Source organism: Bacillus sp. Nf3 (assembly GCF_003028545.1).
In the GTDB taxonomy this organism is placed as follows: Bacteria; Bacillota; Bacilli; order Bacillales; family Bacillaceae; genus Bacillus; species Bacillus safensis.
Genome location: NZ_PYUA01000001.1, coordinates 748493 through 765846, shown reverse-complemented (window position 1 = coordinate 765846; position 17354 = coordinate 748493). Strand labels below are relative to the sequence as shown.

Annotated in this window: 14 protein-coding genes and 1 pseudogene; 2 read left to right on the top strand and 13 right to left on the bottom strand. The window is 39.5% G+C overall.

The window, feature by feature from the left end:
* Positions 1-17: 17 nt before the first annotated feature.
* The 9 genes and pseudogenes from C9414_RS03795 to C9414_RS03755 form a co-directional block, all read right to left on the bottom strand.
* Entirely contained in the window at positions 18-482 is a 465-nt protein-coding gene (locus C9414_RS03795; RefSeq protein ID WP_047202446.1) for a hypothetical protein, read from the bottom strand.
* A 55-nt stretch (positions 483-537) separates the two neighbouring features.
* Positions 538-1257, bottom strand: coding sequence for an IucA/IucC family C-terminal-domain containing protein (locus tag C9414_RS03790; RefSeq protein WP_047202445.1), 720 nt, complete (start codon positions 1255-1257; stop codon positions 538-540).
* A 21-nt stretch (positions 1258-1278) separates the two neighbouring features.
* Positions 1279-2316 carry a FecCD family ABC transporter permease gene (locus C9414_RS03785; protein ID WP_039181233.1) on the bottom strand — a complete coding sequence of 346 codons (1038 nt, stop codon included), beginning with the start codon at positions 2314-2316 and terminating at the stop codon, positions 1279-1281.
* Positions 2309-3325, bottom strand: a complete 1017-nt coding sequence (locus C9414_RS03780) for a FecCD family ABC transporter permease (protein WP_107163095.1) — start codon at positions 3323-3325, stop codon at positions 2309-2311. The genes C9414_RS03785 and C9414_RS03780 overlap by 8 nt, the downstream gene beginning before the upstream one ends.
* Positions 3326-3398: 73 nt before the next feature.
* Entirely contained in the window at positions 3399-4355 is a 957-nt protein-coding gene (locus C9414_RS03775; RefSeq protein WP_058838119.1) for an ABC transporter substrate-binding protein, read from the bottom strand.
* Positions 4356-4494: 139 nt separating this feature from the next.
* On the bottom strand, positions 4495-5403 hold the full coding sequence (locus C9414_RS03770) for an alpha/beta hydrolase (protein ID WP_258182564.1): 909 nt from the start codon (positions 5401-5403) through the stop codon (positions 4495-4497).
* 226 nt (positions 5404-5629) lie between these two features.
* On the bottom strand, positions 5630-6058 hold the full coding sequence (gene psiE, locus C9414_RS03765) for a phosphate-starvation-inducible protein PsiE (protein ID WP_039181241.1): 429 nt from the start codon (positions 6056-6058) through the stop codon (positions 5630-5632).
* A 37-nt stretch (positions 6059-6095) separates the two neighbouring features.
* Positions 6096-7408, bottom strand: a pseudogene (locus tag C9414_RS03760) (HAMP domain-containing sensor histidine kinase).
* Positions 7389-8090 (bottom strand): response regulator transcription factor, encoded by a 702-nt coding sequence (locus tag C9414_RS03755; RefSeq protein ID WP_047202441.1) that lies wholly within the window; start codon positions 8088-8090, stop codon positions 7389-7391. Before C9414_RS03755 ends, C9414_RS03760 begins: the two are co-directional and overlap by 20 nt.
* A gap of 250 nt (positions 8091-8340) precedes the next feature.
* Between C9414_RS03755 and C9414_RS03750 the strand changes: the two genes are divergently transcribed.
* Positions 8341-9543 carry a DUF418 domain-containing protein gene (locus tag C9414_RS03750; RefSeq protein WP_107163094.1) on the top strand — a complete coding sequence of 401 codons (1203 nt, stop codon included), beginning with the start codon at positions 8341-8343 and terminating at the stop codon, positions 9541-9543.
* A gap of 77 nt (positions 9544-9620) precedes the next feature.
* Here C9414_RS03750 and C9414_RS03745 read toward each other — a convergent pair whose 3' ends face one another.
* Positions 9621-10553, bottom strand: a complete 933-nt coding sequence (locus tag C9414_RS03745) for a helix-turn-helix transcriptional regulator (RefSeq protein ID WP_107163093.1) — start codon at positions 10551-10553, stop codon at positions 9621-9623.
* 82 nt (positions 10554-10635) lie between these two features.
* Here C9414_RS03745 and C9414_RS03740 point away from each other — a divergent pair, with 82 nt between their 5' ends.
* Positions 10636-11286, top strand: coding sequence for an FMN-dependent NADH-azoreductase (locus C9414_RS03740; RefSeq protein ID WP_107163092.1), 651 nt, complete (start codon positions 10636-10638; stop codon positions 11284-11286).
* Positions 11287-11443: 157 nt separating this feature from the next.
* Here the strand turns inward: C9414_RS03740 and C9414_RS03735 are convergent, their stop codons facing one another.
* From C9414_RS03735 to C9414_RS03725, 3 genes are read right to left on the bottom strand one after another with little or no spacing between them, the layout of a single operon-like run.
* Positions 11444-13060 carry a type I restriction-modification system subunit M gene (locus C9414_RS03735; protein ID WP_107163091.1) on the bottom strand — a complete coding sequence of 539 codons (1617 nt, stop codon included), beginning with the start codon at positions 13058-13060 and terminating at the stop codon, positions 11444-11446.
* A gap of 18 nt (positions 13061-13078) precedes the next feature.
* Positions 13079-14254, bottom strand: coding sequence for a restriction endonuclease subunit S (locus C9414_RS20465; RefSeq protein WP_107163090.1), 1176 nt, complete (start codon positions 14252-14254; stop codon positions 13079-13081).
* Between the two features lie 42 nt (positions 14255-14296).
* The gene (locus tag C9414_RS03725) at positions 14297-17353 is read right to left on the bottom strand and encodes a type I restriction endonuclease subunit R (RefSeq protein WP_107163089.1); all 3057 of its coding nucleotides are present in this window, start codon (positions 17351-17353) and stop codon (positions 14297-14299) included.
* Position 17354: the final 1 nt, after the last annotated feature.

The following is a 17354-nucleotide window of genomic DNA, read 5'->3' as shown; positions in this document are numbered from 1 at the left end:
ACATAAAGACACTATATTTAAAATCCCTCAAACTTGCTAATAATTATTCTCTCTAAATTGCTTTCTAAGTAGAAAAACTCTAATTTGATATCATGCTTAGAATCCTTATAACCTATAATTTTATAACCCTGATCATCCACTCTATGATAGGCATTTTCACCAAAATAATCATAAATATTTTTTTCAGTTGAATTAATATTTATTGTACTGTTTATATAACTTTGATTATTTTCTAAGGAGATTGCCACTATTTCTTTTCTATTATTCACTTTAAAATAATTTGAATTTGAAGTTTTAATCCACTCATTTTCACTATAGTTTCTCTTTTTTAAACCCAACTCCAATTGTCCTACCTTTAATTCAGTAAGATTTGTGTTTTTTACTGTAAGAAAAGAAATTTGGTTTTTAAGTGGTTGAATAAAGAACAACAAGCCAATGATTATTGTAATAATAAAAATGATAAATATTATAATTTTTTTCATATTAGTTCCTTCCATATAAACTAATAAAAAAACACCTTTAGCATAAGGTGTTTTTTTATTTTATCGGACAAACAAGACAATAATCAAGACTCTCTGATTTTTTCTCAAGCTTATAATACATACAGCAGGTTTTCCGGTTGGATGTTTCAAGTAAGCTGTCGTCTAGGTTTAAACTGTGCTGAAATGGATTTTGCTGAGCTCCAAATACATCACCAGCCGCCTGCTTCAGGTACAGATAATCCTCCCGCACGCGCTGCTTCACCGCAGGTTCTTCCGCTTCCCGCATCATGCTTCGATAAAGAGAGTTGATTCGAACGGCTACATTTTCCCATAAAATACGAGAAGAGAGTTTTGATGTGCGGTTCAGTACGTCTAAAAGAGGCGTGACACACTCCGTAAATAGCGCACGTACGACCTTCTCTCTCCACTCATGCCGATCTCCTTCTAGTGGAACAAACGAACACGCCGCCTCATCCACTTCAATTTTCCGATCCTCTCTAAATGCACATGCTGCTGGTGGAAACTGATAGATACCGTCATACAGCGTCATCAAATATAGAGAGGAACTGACGGCTAAATAGGCATACCGCTTTGAAAACATAGAAGCTGCTACCGCAAGATTGGGTGCATGCATCGCTTCCTTTTCAGCTTCTAATAAACGTATGACGGCTGCTTCTGAAAAAAGCGCAGCAAGTGTGCGATCAGATGTCATTGGTCCATTTGTGATGTGTACCCCGAAATCAAGTAATTCTCTCTCAACCCACTCTGGCCTCATATCAAAACCCCCATCTTCTGTTTATCGATTGCGCTGTTGATATAACAAATAAATAAAGAACGGTGCACCAATAGCTGCCGTAAATACACCTGCTGGGACGTCTAACGGTAGAAATGCGGTTCTAGCCACAAGATCAGCCAGCATCACGAGAATACTTCCAACAAGCGCAGATGCTGGGACAAGCGCTATGAATGAACGTCCAATGATCATCCGTGCAACGTGCGGCGCCATGAGTCCAACAAATTCAATGCCGCCTGCAAATGCGACTGCAACACCAGCCAATGTCACACTCATCAGGAGAAAGAATAATCGTTTCGCCTGCACTTTTACCCCGAGACCTGTTGCAAGATCATCGCCAAGTTCTTTTACATTCATCGTTCTTGCTAACACCATGACAATCGGTAAAATAATCATCACCCAAGGAAGCATCGCAGTAACGTCTTTCATCGTAGAACCATATAAGCTGCCCGTCAGCCATATGTAAGACTTTGTCGTTGTCATCGTATCACTAAGAACAAGCGTAAACGTCACACATGCCTTCATAATGGCAGAAATCCCTATTCCCATTAGGACAAGTGTGATCGGTTTGACCCCTTTTTTCCAAGACAGCAAATAGATCAGGCACGATACCGCAAAAGCACCTGCAATCGCCCATAAGGATTGATAAGCAATAGGCACAGTACCCATCCAAAAGACGATGAACATAATCGCACCAAACGAAGCACCACTCGTAATCCCAATAATGTCAGGTGAGGCCAGCGGGTTGCGAATCAATCCTTGCAAAATAAGCCCTGATACCGCAAGCGAGGCTCCGACTAAGACAGCCAGCAGCGTTCGTGGAATCCTCAGCGTATTTAACACAAAGGAATTTCCCTCTCCCTGACCGATTAAATGAAGCAGCACATCCACCGGCTGAATGAACCGGCTTCCCATACTGAGACTGAGAATAAATAAACCAAAGGCAATGGCCGTCAATAAAAGTAAAATCAAAAACGTCCGCTTTGAAAATTGAAATGAAATGCGCCCGCCTTTAGAACGCACTGTATATGTTTTAGCCACCTGTCTTCAACCCCTTGCGCACGAGATAAACAAATAGAGGCGCTCCTGCTACCGCCGTCATGACACCAATCGGCACTTCCTGCGGCATGATCAGAAAACGAGCCGCCAGATCCGCGGCAAGTAAAAGCGACGCTCCCACAACGGCACAATACGGCAGTACCCAGCGGTGGTCAGGTCCGACAAGCTTTTTCACAATATGCGGCACAAGAAAACCAACAAAACCAATTGAACCGGCAACAGCGACCGAACCACCTGCTAAAAAGACGACGAGTACACCCATCGTGATTTTCAGCAGCAGTGTACGCTGGCCAAGTCCTTTGGCAATATCATCTCCTGACAAAAGAACATTAATAGAACGTCCTAGAAGCAGCGACACAATCGTCGCACCGAGAATATAAGGTAACACAGGGATTAACATATCAATGCTTCTTCCAGACACTGAACCAGCCATCCAGAACAAAATACTTTGAATCGACTGTTCATTCACGATTAAAAGACCTTGTGTAAAAGACGCAAACAGTGCAGATATCGCCGCTCCTGCAAGGACAATTTTGACTGGCGTTAATCCATCTCTACCAATGGAACCCAATAGAAAAACGAGCATCCCTGCAATCGCTGCGCCTAGAAAGGCTGTCCACATATAGCCTGTTAACGACTCTGTTGAAAAGAAAACAATCGAAATCACGATAAAAAAGAGTCCACCTGCATTAATTCCTAATAAATCAGGCGCCGCAAGCGGATTTCTCGTCAATGCCTGCATGAGTGCACCTGAAATCGCCAGGCTAGATCCAACGACCGTTGCGATTAAAGCTCTTGATAATCTGGATGTCATGACAATGACACTGTTTGGATCCGATTCATCAAATTGAAGAAAAGCATGGATGGTGGCTTTGAGGGAAATTGAGGTTTGCCCAAGGGAAATACTGAGCAAAAAAAAGACCAACATCAACACAATGAATCCAGCAAAAAGCAGTGCCTTGCTTGAATCCTTTTTTAATAAACTTCTCATCTGATTCCCGCTTTCAATCTGTTATGGAAAAAAGGAGAAAATGGTATGTTCACATTTTCTCCTCTGTTATGACTTATTTATCAATTCCTAGACGATCGTAAATATCATCAAGCATCATGTTTGCAGCGATAATACCGCCGCCCATGTTCCAAGTGATTTCATCTACTTTATGCACTTGTTTCGCTTTCACTGCGTCAAGCTGCTTCCATAAAGGATGACTCGTCCACTCTTTATATGCTTTCTCAACCGCCTTATCTTGATCATCCATGAAGTAATAGATTACATCTGCATCCATTTGCGGAATGCTCTCTTTGTCTGTCAGTGTAATAATGTCTTGCTTTTTATCTTTGACATTCTTAGGTCCTTTAAAGCCTAACTCTGTTAAAATCGACCCTGCGAAACCAGTTTGATAGATTCTAGCATGGTCTGCACGGAAGTTCACCACAGACACACTCATTGGCCAGTTTTTGATGTCTTTTTTCGCTTTTTCTTTGAAGTCAGCGACGCGGTCATCCCACTTCGTCAGCAATTCTTTTGATTTGTCTTCCTGATTTAACGCTTCACCCATCAACTTCACTGTATCTTTAAAGGTGAACACTGTTTCTGTTGCAACAGTTGGAGCGATTTCTTGCAGCTGATCAAAAATTTGCTCGTGGCGGATTTTTGATGCAATGATCAAATCAGGATTGAGCTTTTCAATTTCCTCTAAATTTGGCTGTGTTTCCTGCCCAACAATTTTAACATCCTTTAAGTCATCTCTTAAATATTTATACGTAGGTGCTTCAAGCCAAGATTCTACAACACCCACTGGTTTAATGCCCATAGCGACTGCTGCATCGGTTGCTCCTTGGTACAGCGTCACAATACGCTTTGGTTTATCCTTAATATTGTCAGTTGAACCGATAGCGCTTTCAACAGTCCTTGTTTTCTCTTTATTACCTGACTTGCCGTCACTGCTATTGCTGCCGCAAGCTGCAAGTAAAACGATGGAGAGCACAACTAATAGCGACCAAAAAGATTTCTTGAACATGTACCTCACCTATCCATTCTATATGTAGTCATATCGTTTGATAACGATTCTCATTATCACATTATGATTTTATCATAGAAAAGGATGGTGTCAATGTAAATTTTTAATTAAATGGGAGAGTATTGACTAGTTGTTCATACTAAATAGAAGGATTCCACATTTGGATCGTCCTGCCAATCTGTTTTCCCGCTTCTAGTAAAATCGACAAATGGGTATGTCCTTCCAGCACTTGATAGACTGATTGTTTTTTGATTGGTTCCTTCGGCAGCTCATGATAGGGGAGAAATGTCTCGACGTCATACAGCTCATCCTTGCTGCCTACAAACATGCCATACGGCCGATCCATCTTCGCAAATTGTTTTTTAGGTGCAGATGGGGTTAAGGCAAGAGATAGATTGACGGTGATAGCCGTCAACAGAAGCGGATCCTGCTCAACTGCCCATGCAGGATAATGAAAACGTACGGCTTCAGAATGACTCATTAGACTCCCTTTTGTCATCGCAGACAGAATGAATTTCCATACTTGAACGGTGGCAAAAGGAATTTGATCAGCCCTTGCAGTACCTGACTTATAGCCAAATTCAGGTGCGATGAAAAAGTAACCGTCCACTTCTCTTTTTTTTGGCCAAGACAAGTAGTTAAGCAGCAGGCCTGCTCCCGAAGAATGGCCACAAAGGTAGATGGCACCTTTATGATCCTGTTTAATGGCATCCACAACCTGCGACATATCTTGCCATACATCCGTGACACTAGGTGTATCCCCTTTTTTTCCTTGTGAATGGCCATGGCCTCTTAGATCAAGTAAAAATACATTTACGTGAAAATCATGTTGCAGTGTGTAAGCGATATGCTCATAACCAGCCAAACTATGAGCACCACCGCCATGAATCAAGATCACATTGGCCTGCGTCTTCTTTTCTGATAAAAATGGATAATACGCAAGGCTTGTACCATCATGTGATGAAATGAATTGTCTTTCTGGAATATGTACAGAGGCTGCTTGTTGCATACTTGTAAACGAGAATGGTTCTGTCTTGGTGTGTGTCAATTGATTTCGCTCCTTTAGCCAGAAATGAGAATGACTAAGCCGAATTAGTCATCCTCCTTCCTGCATCCTATTCATTCATATCCTGCAGAGGGAAGGTCTTACTTTTTCTAAATCATACCATAAGAACATGTCAATAAAGTCGGTGCTTTGTAAAACGCCTTTCATCATACTGTACATCTCTTTATGAATGCACAAAAGACGAACGTCCATCGTTCGTCTTCTTTCCTTACTTCACTTCCTCATGCTCTTGAGCAGCATCTCTTTTGCTCGCGATAAAGAGTGCACAGGTCATAGCAAGAATGGCCAGCGCCCACCAGAAGGTCGATACCGCCTCTTCATGATCAATAATAATTAAACGGATGACAGCTGTGATCCCAATATAAATAAAATAACGAAGCGGGAAATGAAAGTTAGATTTAAAGTATTTAATAATTAAGGCAATAAACTCAAAGTACATAAAGAAGATCAGCAGTTCCCCAAGCATTCCATAATAGCTTTCTCCTTTGTTGAACAGTGTTTTATAAACAAATTGGACAATGTACCATGTTTCACTGATTAAGAGAACACTTAAAGCGATGGCCAAAAAGAACAGACAGATATTGAGAAGGCCTTGTAAGAGATCAGGTATCTTTTGGAAGTTGTTGAATCGTTTCATTGAGTTGTCTCTCCATTCCAGTATATTCATTTGTTTTCTACATTTTTATGTTCCAAAATCGCAGCACGATGTAGTAAACATCGTTCCTTTCTATACTTTCAAACTGCCCGTGCATGCGAGACATCATTCGTTTGATGCTTCGTTCACCAAGTCCAGTACTTTCCTGCGTGTCATTTGTCTCGTTTATCGCATTGCTGATATGGATCTCAAAGATTTCTTGATCGGATAAAAACGTGAGATTGATATCCTTTTTAGGATCTGCGTATTTCCTTAAATTGGACATTATATTATCGAATATTCGGCTAAGCAGCTCGACATTCACATTGATATAGCTGTCAGGCAGCTCTCCTAAAAGATGAACCTTAAAGTTCTCTTGATGCAGGATGGCCACTTGATCTGACAGGAGATCGTAAATCACCTCTTTGACTGCAACGGTCTCAAGCTCAGATTCATGTTCTTTATCCAGCAGAAAATAGGCAAACAGATTGTCAGACAGATTTTTTAATTGCAGTGCTTTCCCGTAGGCACTCGCTATATATTGATCTTTACGGGTATCCGCTCCAGTCTCTTCTTTTTTCGCAAACTCCAGATTCATCATCAACGACGTCAGCGGTGTCCTCATATCATGGGACATTTCGGTGACCAAGCTGCGGCTCTCTTCTTGCAGCTCATCAATGGCTTGAAGCTTGTCTAAAAAGGCTTTTCGCAGATCCTCAATACTTTTGGCAATCATCGCTAATTCATCATGCCCTTTTACCGTCATCTCATAGTCCAGCTCTCCGCCTTCAAGAATATGAATCTCTTGATGAATCATTTGCAGGTAGCGCAGACTTTTGCGAATGCCAAGAAGAACTATGAGGAGAAATATAAGCGTCGCCCCGAGCAGCTCGAGTGTAAAGGCAAGGTCATGGTAGCGAGATGAATAGAAACCGTCCACCATGACGCGGCCTTTACCGTCGCTAAACTGAACTGGATACGAATGGTGTGCAGCGTACTGGGTCATCTTTTCTTTTCCGTACGCCGATTCATCGGCAGCGGAATAAATAGAGTCATATTGCAGCACTTGATCCTTGAAAATGGTCAAATTAATGTAATTCTCTTTTTTCACCCACTCGCCAAACGCTTTTCGATCCGTTGAAGACAGCTCATTCTCAGACACGTAGCGGCTGATTTTTGAATATACTTGGCTGACTCCTGCTCGTAATACTCGTCTGAACTCAAATATCCATCGATCAAATCATTGGTGATCTTTTGCAGCGTCAAAAAGACAATACCACTTACGATTGCAGCCGCCAAAATCAACAGTGCCAGCTTTTTGGCCAGTGTATATTTACGATGTGGATGTGCCAAATCGATATCCTCTTCCCCATTCAGTTTTGATATATACAGGACGTGCAGGATCATCTTCAATTTTGGCACGAAGCTTTCGAATATGCACCATCACCGTATTGTTGGAACAATAGAAATAGGGCTGCCCCCACACGCTTTCATAAATATTTTGAGCAGAAAATATTTTGTTTCGCCTGCTCATGAGCAGCTTTAACATCCGATATTCTAGATCAGACAGCTTAATTTGCTGGTTTTCTTTCCATACTTCATTAAATTCTTCACTTACCCTCAGCTTGCCTCCAACAAGAAAGGTCTCTTCCTGCTCCTTTTTTTCCTGATAGACGGTATACCTGCGTAATTGTGCAATGACTCTAGCATGAAGCTCCTCTTCTGAGAAGGGCTTTGTCATATAATCATCCCCACCGGCAAGTAATCCTTCAGTTTTATCGAATGTGCTCGACTTGGCTGTCAGAAATAGAATCGGAACGTTAGATGAGGATCTTATGTGCTGGCATGTTTCGATGCCTGAGAGCCCAGGCATCATCACATCTAAAATCACCAAATCGAGCAAATCATCCACAAGCTTCAATGCTTGCTCGCCATTCATCGCTCTTAGCACCTCATATCCTGCACGTGAAAGGGATTCCTGAAGAAGGTCACCAATATCCTGATCATCTTCTACGACTAATATTCGATGGGTCATGTCTCTCACCTCATGTAATGTGTTGCTCTTTCTTTTATGTCTTTACTATATATCATCTAGCTATGTGAAAAGATACAGCATAAACCTTAACAGTTTATGAATTTAAGAATCTGCCATCAAATGGACACATTCATTTCCAAAAATTCACTTCTTCATAATTTGTTAAGAATTGATCTATATATTGATTCATTGTAAGGATCAATGGTTCGATCCAAATCACATTTATCATAACAGGAAAAGGGGCACGGATATGAATGCAAACAAAGTAGCACACGGACAACCGATGAGTCTGCGAGAAAGGGTTCATTTCTTGGACATCGTACGAGGATTCGCCTTAATGGGGATTACTCTAGTCAATTACTTTTTGATCGTGGATTCGGCTAAGGGATTTGACATGGAGTCAAATGATGTCTTTCACAATGTGGTGAATTGGTTTGCCTCGGGGAAATTCATTACACTGTTTTCCTTCCTATTCGGGGTTGGTTTTATGATTTTTATGGACCGAGCTGCTCAGAAGGTGGACAGCCCAACCAAACTGTTTGCACGCAGGTTAACCATTCTCTTAGGATTTGGCCTTCTGCATTTGACCTTTGTTTGGATTGGTGACATTTTGGCCTATTATGCAGTCGCTGGCTTTTTATTGCTTTTCTTTTACAAACGAACAGCCAAAACCATCCTATACTGGCTGATCACACTCTTTGTGATTCAATTGCTCACACCTATTTTCACGATGCTGTTCAATACCATGAACACAGCATCAGGCAAGCCGGATTTTGCTGATTTCGAGCTGACCAGCCACAACAGTCTGACTTATTTAGCATCTATTGGTGATCGGTGGACAGATATGGTCACAATGGCTTCCAGTTCTTTTTCTACCGTCTATTCTATGTTCTTCATGTTTTTACTTGGTGTTTATTTTGTGAAAATGGAGTTTTTCAAAAACATGGAGGCGAAAAAAGCGATTTGGAATCGCATTTGGATCATTTGTACAATCGCGTTTCTCATCACACAAGGCAGTACGATCATTACAGCGGTCAATCCTTTTGAAAATACACTCTGGGTGAACATTGCCACTGCTCTGGAACAAAACGGGGGATTCACTGGCAGTATGTTTTATATGAGTACACTTGCGATGCTGTTTCTGCACGTTCCTCAGCTGCGAGGTGCTTTGATGTTCTTTACCAAAGTTGGACGCATGTCACTGACCTGTTATTTGCTTCACTCCATCATTGGCACAATGCTATTTCTGAAATACGGAGCCGGACTTGCCGATCATCTTCAGCCAGCTGGCACGTTTTTCATGGCTATTGGTGTGTATGTCTTCCTAGTGCTCTTCAGTACGCTATGGTTAAAGCGTTTTAAATATGGCCCTATGGAGTTTATCTGGCGTCAGCTGACGTATGGAAAGGTTGATGATAAATCGAAAACAAGCACAATGCATGTGGCGAATTAAAAAAAGAGGCGAATTGCTATAATTCGCCTTTTTTAATAGGTGAAGTCTTTTGTAATTCAGAGACAATCTGTTCACTTTCAATACTGGTCAATCACTTCTCGCAATTGATTCAAATAACTTTCTTTCAATTCATCTGGGTATTCAATTTTCACATGTTTCCCAAATGACATCAAATAGTGTGTCATATACGATAATTCTTCTTGATTGTACCCACCCACAATATAAGGAATATGATCAATGATCTCCAATCTCATATTTGGGTAATGATTCTTCAAAAACTTTTCTTTTCCTTGTTCCGTTAATCGACATTTAAATGAGATATCATGATAAGTTTTTTCATATTCGAGCTGCAGTTCTTTTAATTCTTCCTTTGTAAATGTATCTCTGATTTCTTCTTCAATCATCATGTCCTTCATAAAGTCACATCTATAGATACCCCACTTTTTATTTTGAACATCATATGCTTGAGTAAACCAAATGCCATTTCGATAAAACAACTCAAGAAATTGCAGCCTGATCCATTTATTTTCATATTGAGTGTACGTCATCTTCACTATTTGATCTTCCATCATTGCCTGTAAAATCAATTCCAAATGATTTTGTTCACTAACTGGTGCGACATTATAGTAATGAATCACATCCAAAGTCTCCGTAATCATTTGCTTTCTCTCATCAGACATTGTGGCAAACAGCTTTTGCCGAATTTGTGAGTAGGATTTTTTAAATGGTGTTGCTGACACCAGGTCTAGCGCTTTAAGAGCGAAAAAAATAGCTTGAACTTCTTCTATATTGAAATATATAGGAACCAATGGAGATTGATTCACGAGTCGATATCCTCCGTGTCTGCCATTTTCAACGTAAAAAGCTAAGCCCATTGACTCTAGCTCTTCTATATCCCTTAAAGCCGTCCTTTTAGAAATGCCAAATTCGGATTGTAAATCCTTTAACTGAAAAGAGTGTTTATCACTTAAAAAAATAAGTTCTTGGTTTAATCGTTCTGATTTTTTCATTTGTTTTCCCTCTTAAAAAGGTGACTTATTTTGTCATCTTTATCATTTATACTCAGCTTATCAAAAGAAAAGGAGCATGTACATGCAAACATTAATCATTAACGCGCACCCAGATTTCACTCATCGAGAAAGTTATTCAAGCAAACTGCAAACACTATTTTTAAAACAGTTTAAAGAAAGGTTTCCTCATGACGAACCAACGATTTTACATTTATATGGAACTGAAATTCCTCGTATTGAAAAAGAACAGCTGCTAGGTGTTTGGGATAAGCAAGCATCCGAACAAACATTAACGGCTGCCGAAGAAAAAATCGCCGCTTCGTCATCTGCTTTATTGGCTCAATTCAAAGCACATCATCGAATTGTGATCGTGTCACCTGTTCATAATTTCAATGTGACTTCACGAATGAAAGATTATATAGATAATATCTTTATTGCGAGAGAAACGTTTAAATATACAGAAGATGGTTCAGTTGGTCTGATGACTGACGATTATCGTGTACTTTTGCTTCAAGCAAGCGGCTCAATTTTCACAAATAACGATCGTTACACACCTCTGGAATTTTCACATCATTACCTAAAAGAAATATTTCAAAACTTGATGGGGTTTCATCAATTTCATATTGTCCGAGCACAAGGAACAGCGATTTTAGAAGAAGAAACGATTTTGACATCTGCAGCTGACGATTTGTCTAAAGCCTTTGAAGCGTTTTACCAGCCTAGCGGGATGTAAGCAAAACAAAAAGACCAAAAACGGTTAATATCACGTTTTTGGTCTTTTATTATTAACCGATTGAACCTTCCATTTCGAACTTGATTAATACGGAAATAAAGAAATTTTCAAGCCAAAAAGAGCAATGAATTAAATCCAATGCTCTTATTTAAGACTATTATTTACCTAAAAGACTGATAAATTTACTCAGTTCTTCTTTGGCTTCATCTGTTGTCCCTTCCAGCTCATTCATTAACCCAAACAATTTATCATATGAACTAGCAATTTCCGCATTAACTTCTGCCAACTCTTGAGCCACTTGTGAAAGTGGAATAACTTCTTCTTCTTCAAACGTATCGACATAACGTGGAATGTTTAAATTGTAATCATTTTCTTTAATTTCATCCAAAGATGCCACATGAGCATATTTCTCAACGTCTTTACGGTTACTATATGTTTCAATAATTTTGTCGATGTTTTCACGAGAGAGTTTGTTTTGGTTCTTTCCTTTTACAAACTCTTTTGAGGCATCAATAAATAATATGTCTTTATTCTTGCGAGCTTCACGACCTTTGAATACCAAGACACAGGTTGGGATGCTTGTCCCATAAAACAAGTTAGCGGGCAACCCAATCACAGTATCTAATAGATTATTGTCGATGATATTTTTGCGGATTTTACCTTCAGAAGCACCTCGGAATAGTACCCCGTGCGGCAATACGATAGCCATTGTTCCAGTTTTATCTAAATGGTAAAGTCCATGCAGTACAAAAGCATAATCTGCCTTAGATGCAGGTGCTACACCATAACCTTTGAAACGTGTATCTTTTTCTCGATCAACGTCTTTTGTATCCCATTTATGGGAATATGGAGGGTTTGATACAACCGCATCAAACTTCAAAGGAATTTGTGCGCCATCTTTTTCAGCAAATGGCCAGTCAGCATTAAGTGTATTTGCACGTTTTAATTCCATATTGCGGTAATTTACCCCATGCATCATTAAATTCATACGAGCTAAGTTATAAGTAGTAGTATTCAACTCTTGCCCGTAAAACTCGACGCTTCCTTCTTCATCACCATTTGGTAATTCTTTTTGAACTGTTAAAAGAAGTGAACCTGATCCCATTGTAGGATCATAAACACGAAATTGACCGTCAGTTCCATCTGCATCATTCGTCACAATCTTTGCTAGGATTTGACTAACTTCATGAGGTGTATAAAATTCCCCGCCTTTTTTACCAGCATTGGCAGCAAATTGCCCAATCAAATATTCATAAACGTCACCTAAAATGTCGTGCCCTGAATCGTCTTTGAAAGTGAACTCGTTAATCATCAACACGATATCATTCAAAGCCTTTGCACGTTCGTTTGTACTTGAACCAAGACGTGTGTCCCCAAGGTTAACATCTGAAAATACATTAGCAAAATCAGCTTCTGCAATCGCGTTACGTTTTGCATTTGTATTGAATGAGTCAAACATATCTTGGAAGTCACTAGCTTTGATTTTGTGATTTTCGATTTTTGATACGATTTTTTCCCAAGTGTAGGCTGGATCAATTGCGTATCCGATACCTCTACTAATTTCTTCAAGGTAATCTTCTTTTTCAGTTTTATCTGTCACTTCGTAGAACTCTTCCAGGTTATTGACTTTCAAGTATTCATCTTGATTCTCTGATAAATAGCGATAGAACATAAATGGCAAAATATAATTCTTGTACTCAGTTGCATCCATTGTCCCACGCAGTTTGTTAGCCATTCCCCATAGTTTTGATGTAATATCTTTTGCACTACTCATTTATGTAATCTCCTTTTCTTATATAAACATTTGTTGAAGCAGTGATTTCTTTAAATTTTTAAGCGTATTTAACTCACGCTGATGAAGAGTGATAAGGTTGTCAAGTTGGCTGAAAAAATGACCGATTTGAGCTTGTTCGTCACACTCTGGAACCGCCACATTTACTGCATTAATTGTCGTTTTAGATAAACTTGGTACCCCAGTCGATTCATCTTTCTGTTTCCAATTTACACGTTGGAAAACTGAATGAACAAAATCCAAATTATTTTTTTCTTTTGGAACTGCATAGAATAGCGTATCAACAGTCCAGAATGGTGCTCGTAACAGATATGGCTTATCAATTGTACCTTTTCGACCAATTCCGATAGCATCTTTATCATAGGATAATGCTTCATTCACACTCAACATATATCCACCAGTACCATAGACAGGTATATCCCCGTCAGATAGATGTTTATAGTCCCGACCTGAACTAACCTCAACCACATCCTTTAACTCTCGCTGTTCCCAAGCATCAGTAAATCCTGCAAAGCGAATTTCAGGAACATTGGCTCCATCTTTCGGAAACATTTTTTGAAGTAGACTTTTTTTCGTTTCCTTCAGCAGTTCTAACTCACGCTGATGAAGGATGATGTGGTGGTCGAGGTCATTAAAGAAAGTTCCTATTCTTTCTTGCTCTTCAAAACTAGGAATTTGAATAGGAGTTTTCTTTCCGCTAGCGATCGTATAAGTTCCTACTGTTCCAATTCCAGCAACATCACGAATATACTTCTGGACATTCTTACCTAAAAAAGAATAATAGAAAAAAAAACCATCAAGTTGTTTTTTATTCTTAAACCAAATTATGTTCCCATCTTTAAAATATAAAGGTTCTTCGTGGTTTACAAGCATAGGCACACCTATTGAACCAACACCAGTCACAAGTAAATCACCTAATTTTACTTTTCCGCAAATACGAGAATATTCTTCATATTTTTCTTGTGAAATGTACAAATACTCAGTAGGTTCTTCACCTTTTGACGCAGAAACAATATCTCTTGCTCTTAAAAATCGAACTCCTTCATCAGTCCAATCTGATTGGTGAATTCGTTTTACAGATGTGACTTCCATCATTTCACCAAGCTTGCGCTGTTCCCAAGCATCCGTAAATCCTGCGAATCTGATTTGGGGTGAATTTGTTATGTTATCGCTCATTTCTGCTCTCCTCTTTGTAGTCTGCTTAATTTTAACATTTGACTATTCTCCCTTCTTAATTTTGTCGGCCATTTTGTAAAATGCTTTACGAAATTCAATGCGATACCGAACCCAGCTTAACGCTGCAATCTCTTCAATTGCAATTTCTTTATAATCAGCTCTTGCGTCATTCATGATAGCGGTTAACTCCCCTTGTTTATCCATATCTTCTTGACCTAATCGGTGTTTCTTAATCAAGTTTTCAAGTTCCTTAGGATTTGTGCTGTTATCGAGTCCCCAAGTTCGGATGAAGTTCGTTACAAGTTGGATATTCGTATCCTTTTGTGCTTTATCCATTGCTTGGTTCATTTTTTCAACACTTCGAGGTGCTGGATAATGATCAAACTCAAACTCTTTTGAAAAAATCTTAGATACAAAATGACTCACCTTAGATTTTTCTTTTTCATTGTCAGACTTGGCGATTTCAACTTGGATTTCATCACGTGTACTTTCCGCTTTTGCCATTTCGTTCGCGTGAACTTCGTCAGCCATCTGGGCAATCAACTCAATCAAATAATCGTAGTTGATGGTCACATCGTGAATATGAACCATCGAGAGATTGACTTGCGAAATATCAATGTCTTCTCGCTTTGCACGTCGTTCTTTCAACTCACCAGCAATGACAGTTGTTAAAATGACTTCCTGCTCTTCAGTAATACCTAAACGTTCATAGAACTCTTCAGGATTATCATAGGCTGATATAGGATTTTTGTCATCGTCTTCGGTATATTGTTTCAACTGACTCAATAAACGATTATACTCTTTCAGATTCTCAAAGACTTCATCCTGTGCTTTTTCACTTGGTGGTAATTGTATAAAATCGTCTGTGAGCGTGGAAAGCTTCTTGATGACTTCTTGCATCTCAGCTTGGATCTTGCTAAATGGTTTGGAAGTGATACCAGACTCTTCGTTGCCTTTCTTCAATTCTTCAAGTGAAAGTTGTTCGTCGGCAGATGCACGATTTGAATAAATAGCAAAAGCCTTATTCATTTCATACTCGTTTTGCTCCGGCCAACGATAGTTCACGACATTTCCCCAAGGCTTATCGACAAGGTTATGTATTCGATTTGTACGTGAGTATGCCTGAATCAAGTTCCCACCTTTAAGGGTTCGGTCAATATAGAGCGTATTCATCTCAGGAGCATCAAAACCGGTCAAAAGTTGATCCACAACGATGACTAAATCTAAATAGTTACCATCATCAGCAGTCTTGTTAAGCCGCCGTGCTAAGTCTTCTGTATAGGCTTTCACTGTCGTCATATCAAAAGCTGTGCCAAACGTTGCGTTATAGGTTTTGATAGCTCTGTGCAAATTTTCGTTCGTTTTCAGTTGATGAACACTATTGGATGTATCTGCTGAGAAACTCACCGCAACTTTTAATCGTTGATCTGCTGGACGCTTCGCATTCTCTTCTGCAAACTTATCGAAATATTCCATCGCTCTTGGTGTACTTGCTTTGTTACCTCCTACATGGACTGTAAACAAGGCATTATATTTGCGATCATTTGAACGTTTCTTCCAGTTATCGAAGATGTCTTTCACTACTAAGTTCACATGTTCTGGACTATAGTCGTAAACACTACCACGAATATTATCATCGATATCATCTTCGGTGGGATCTTCGGGAGCTTCGATCGTTTCCTTAAATTCAACGTTAAACCCTAAGACGTTTTTATCTGCAATCGCTTCTTTAATGGTATATGCATGTAATAGTTCACCAAAGATTTCTCGTGTTTCGGGGAATTTTGGTGTACCAGTATAACCAATCCAAGCAGAATTAGGAATTGCTTTTCGAATCGTTTCAAGCATCCCTTCATTTTCAGTACCACTGCCAGTTGAACGGTGGGCTTCATCCACGATAAAAAGAATATTTTCATTCAGTGGCTTGAAGCTGTCCCGCACTACATAACGCGACATTTTTTGGATACTTGTCACTATGATGTTCTTATCGCTTTTCTTCGTTAGTTTGCGATGAAGGTCTGAGATATTAGCTGTGTCACCCACCACACCAGTTTTCCCTTCAAAACCAGCAACAGGATCATAGGCTTTATAAGCATCTGCTGTTTGGTTAGTAAGTGCGATCCGGTCAACCAAGAAGATCACTTTATCTACATTTGATAGACGGCTTGCCAGCCACGCGGTCTTAAAACTTGTGATTGTTTTACCTGAGCCTGTCGTGTGCCAAATGTATCCTAATTTACCACCATCATATTTAAAGTCAAACTTTCTAACTTTATCAAGTACACGCTTTGTGGCATAGACTTGATACGGACGCATGACTTTGATACTTTCTTTGTTTTTGGTACCATCTAGTACCATGTAACGTGTTGCTAAATCATGGGCCATTGGAATGGACAACACTTTATCCGCAAACGTCTTCCATGATCGAATAGGGCGAGCATCATCTTCGTTTTGCCAGTTGAAAGCAAAAGCTCGGTTAAAGTTTTCGAGTGGGGTATTTGCCATATAACGAATATCAAACGGTGTCATCGCGATTAAAATCTGCAAAGTTGAAAAGATACCGCTGAATTGTTTTTCAGCTATATACTGTTCCATCTGATTTAAAGATTCCGTAGCGCTATGAAGTGCTTTCTTTAATTCAATTTGAATAATCGGCAAACCATTAATGAGCAAAGTCACATCAAACCTGCGAGTCGTTTTACCATCAACAACTTTTGGCCGTTTAATTTGATTTACTACTTGATAAACGGTATTCCCGCCACCGACTTGGGCTTGGTCGAATACTGTCAAGAACACATGTCTACCATTATCAAGGTTAACTTCAATTTCAGAAACACCATTAACGCCATACAAAAACTGTCCGGCCTGATAAGGTGATTCGATACTAGTGATGATTTTCTTCACTTGGTTAAATTCAGTAACAGACAAGGGCTCATCTAATCGAGCGCTATTGTTTTGTTCTAGGATTATTTTAAAGTTATCCCAAAGTTGTTCAGTTGTTTTAATGTCTTTTTTGTATTCCCATTGTTTTACTCCACCGATTTTAGTCAAATAATCGATAACTTCATTTTCAAATGCTAATTCCGATTGACTTTTCATT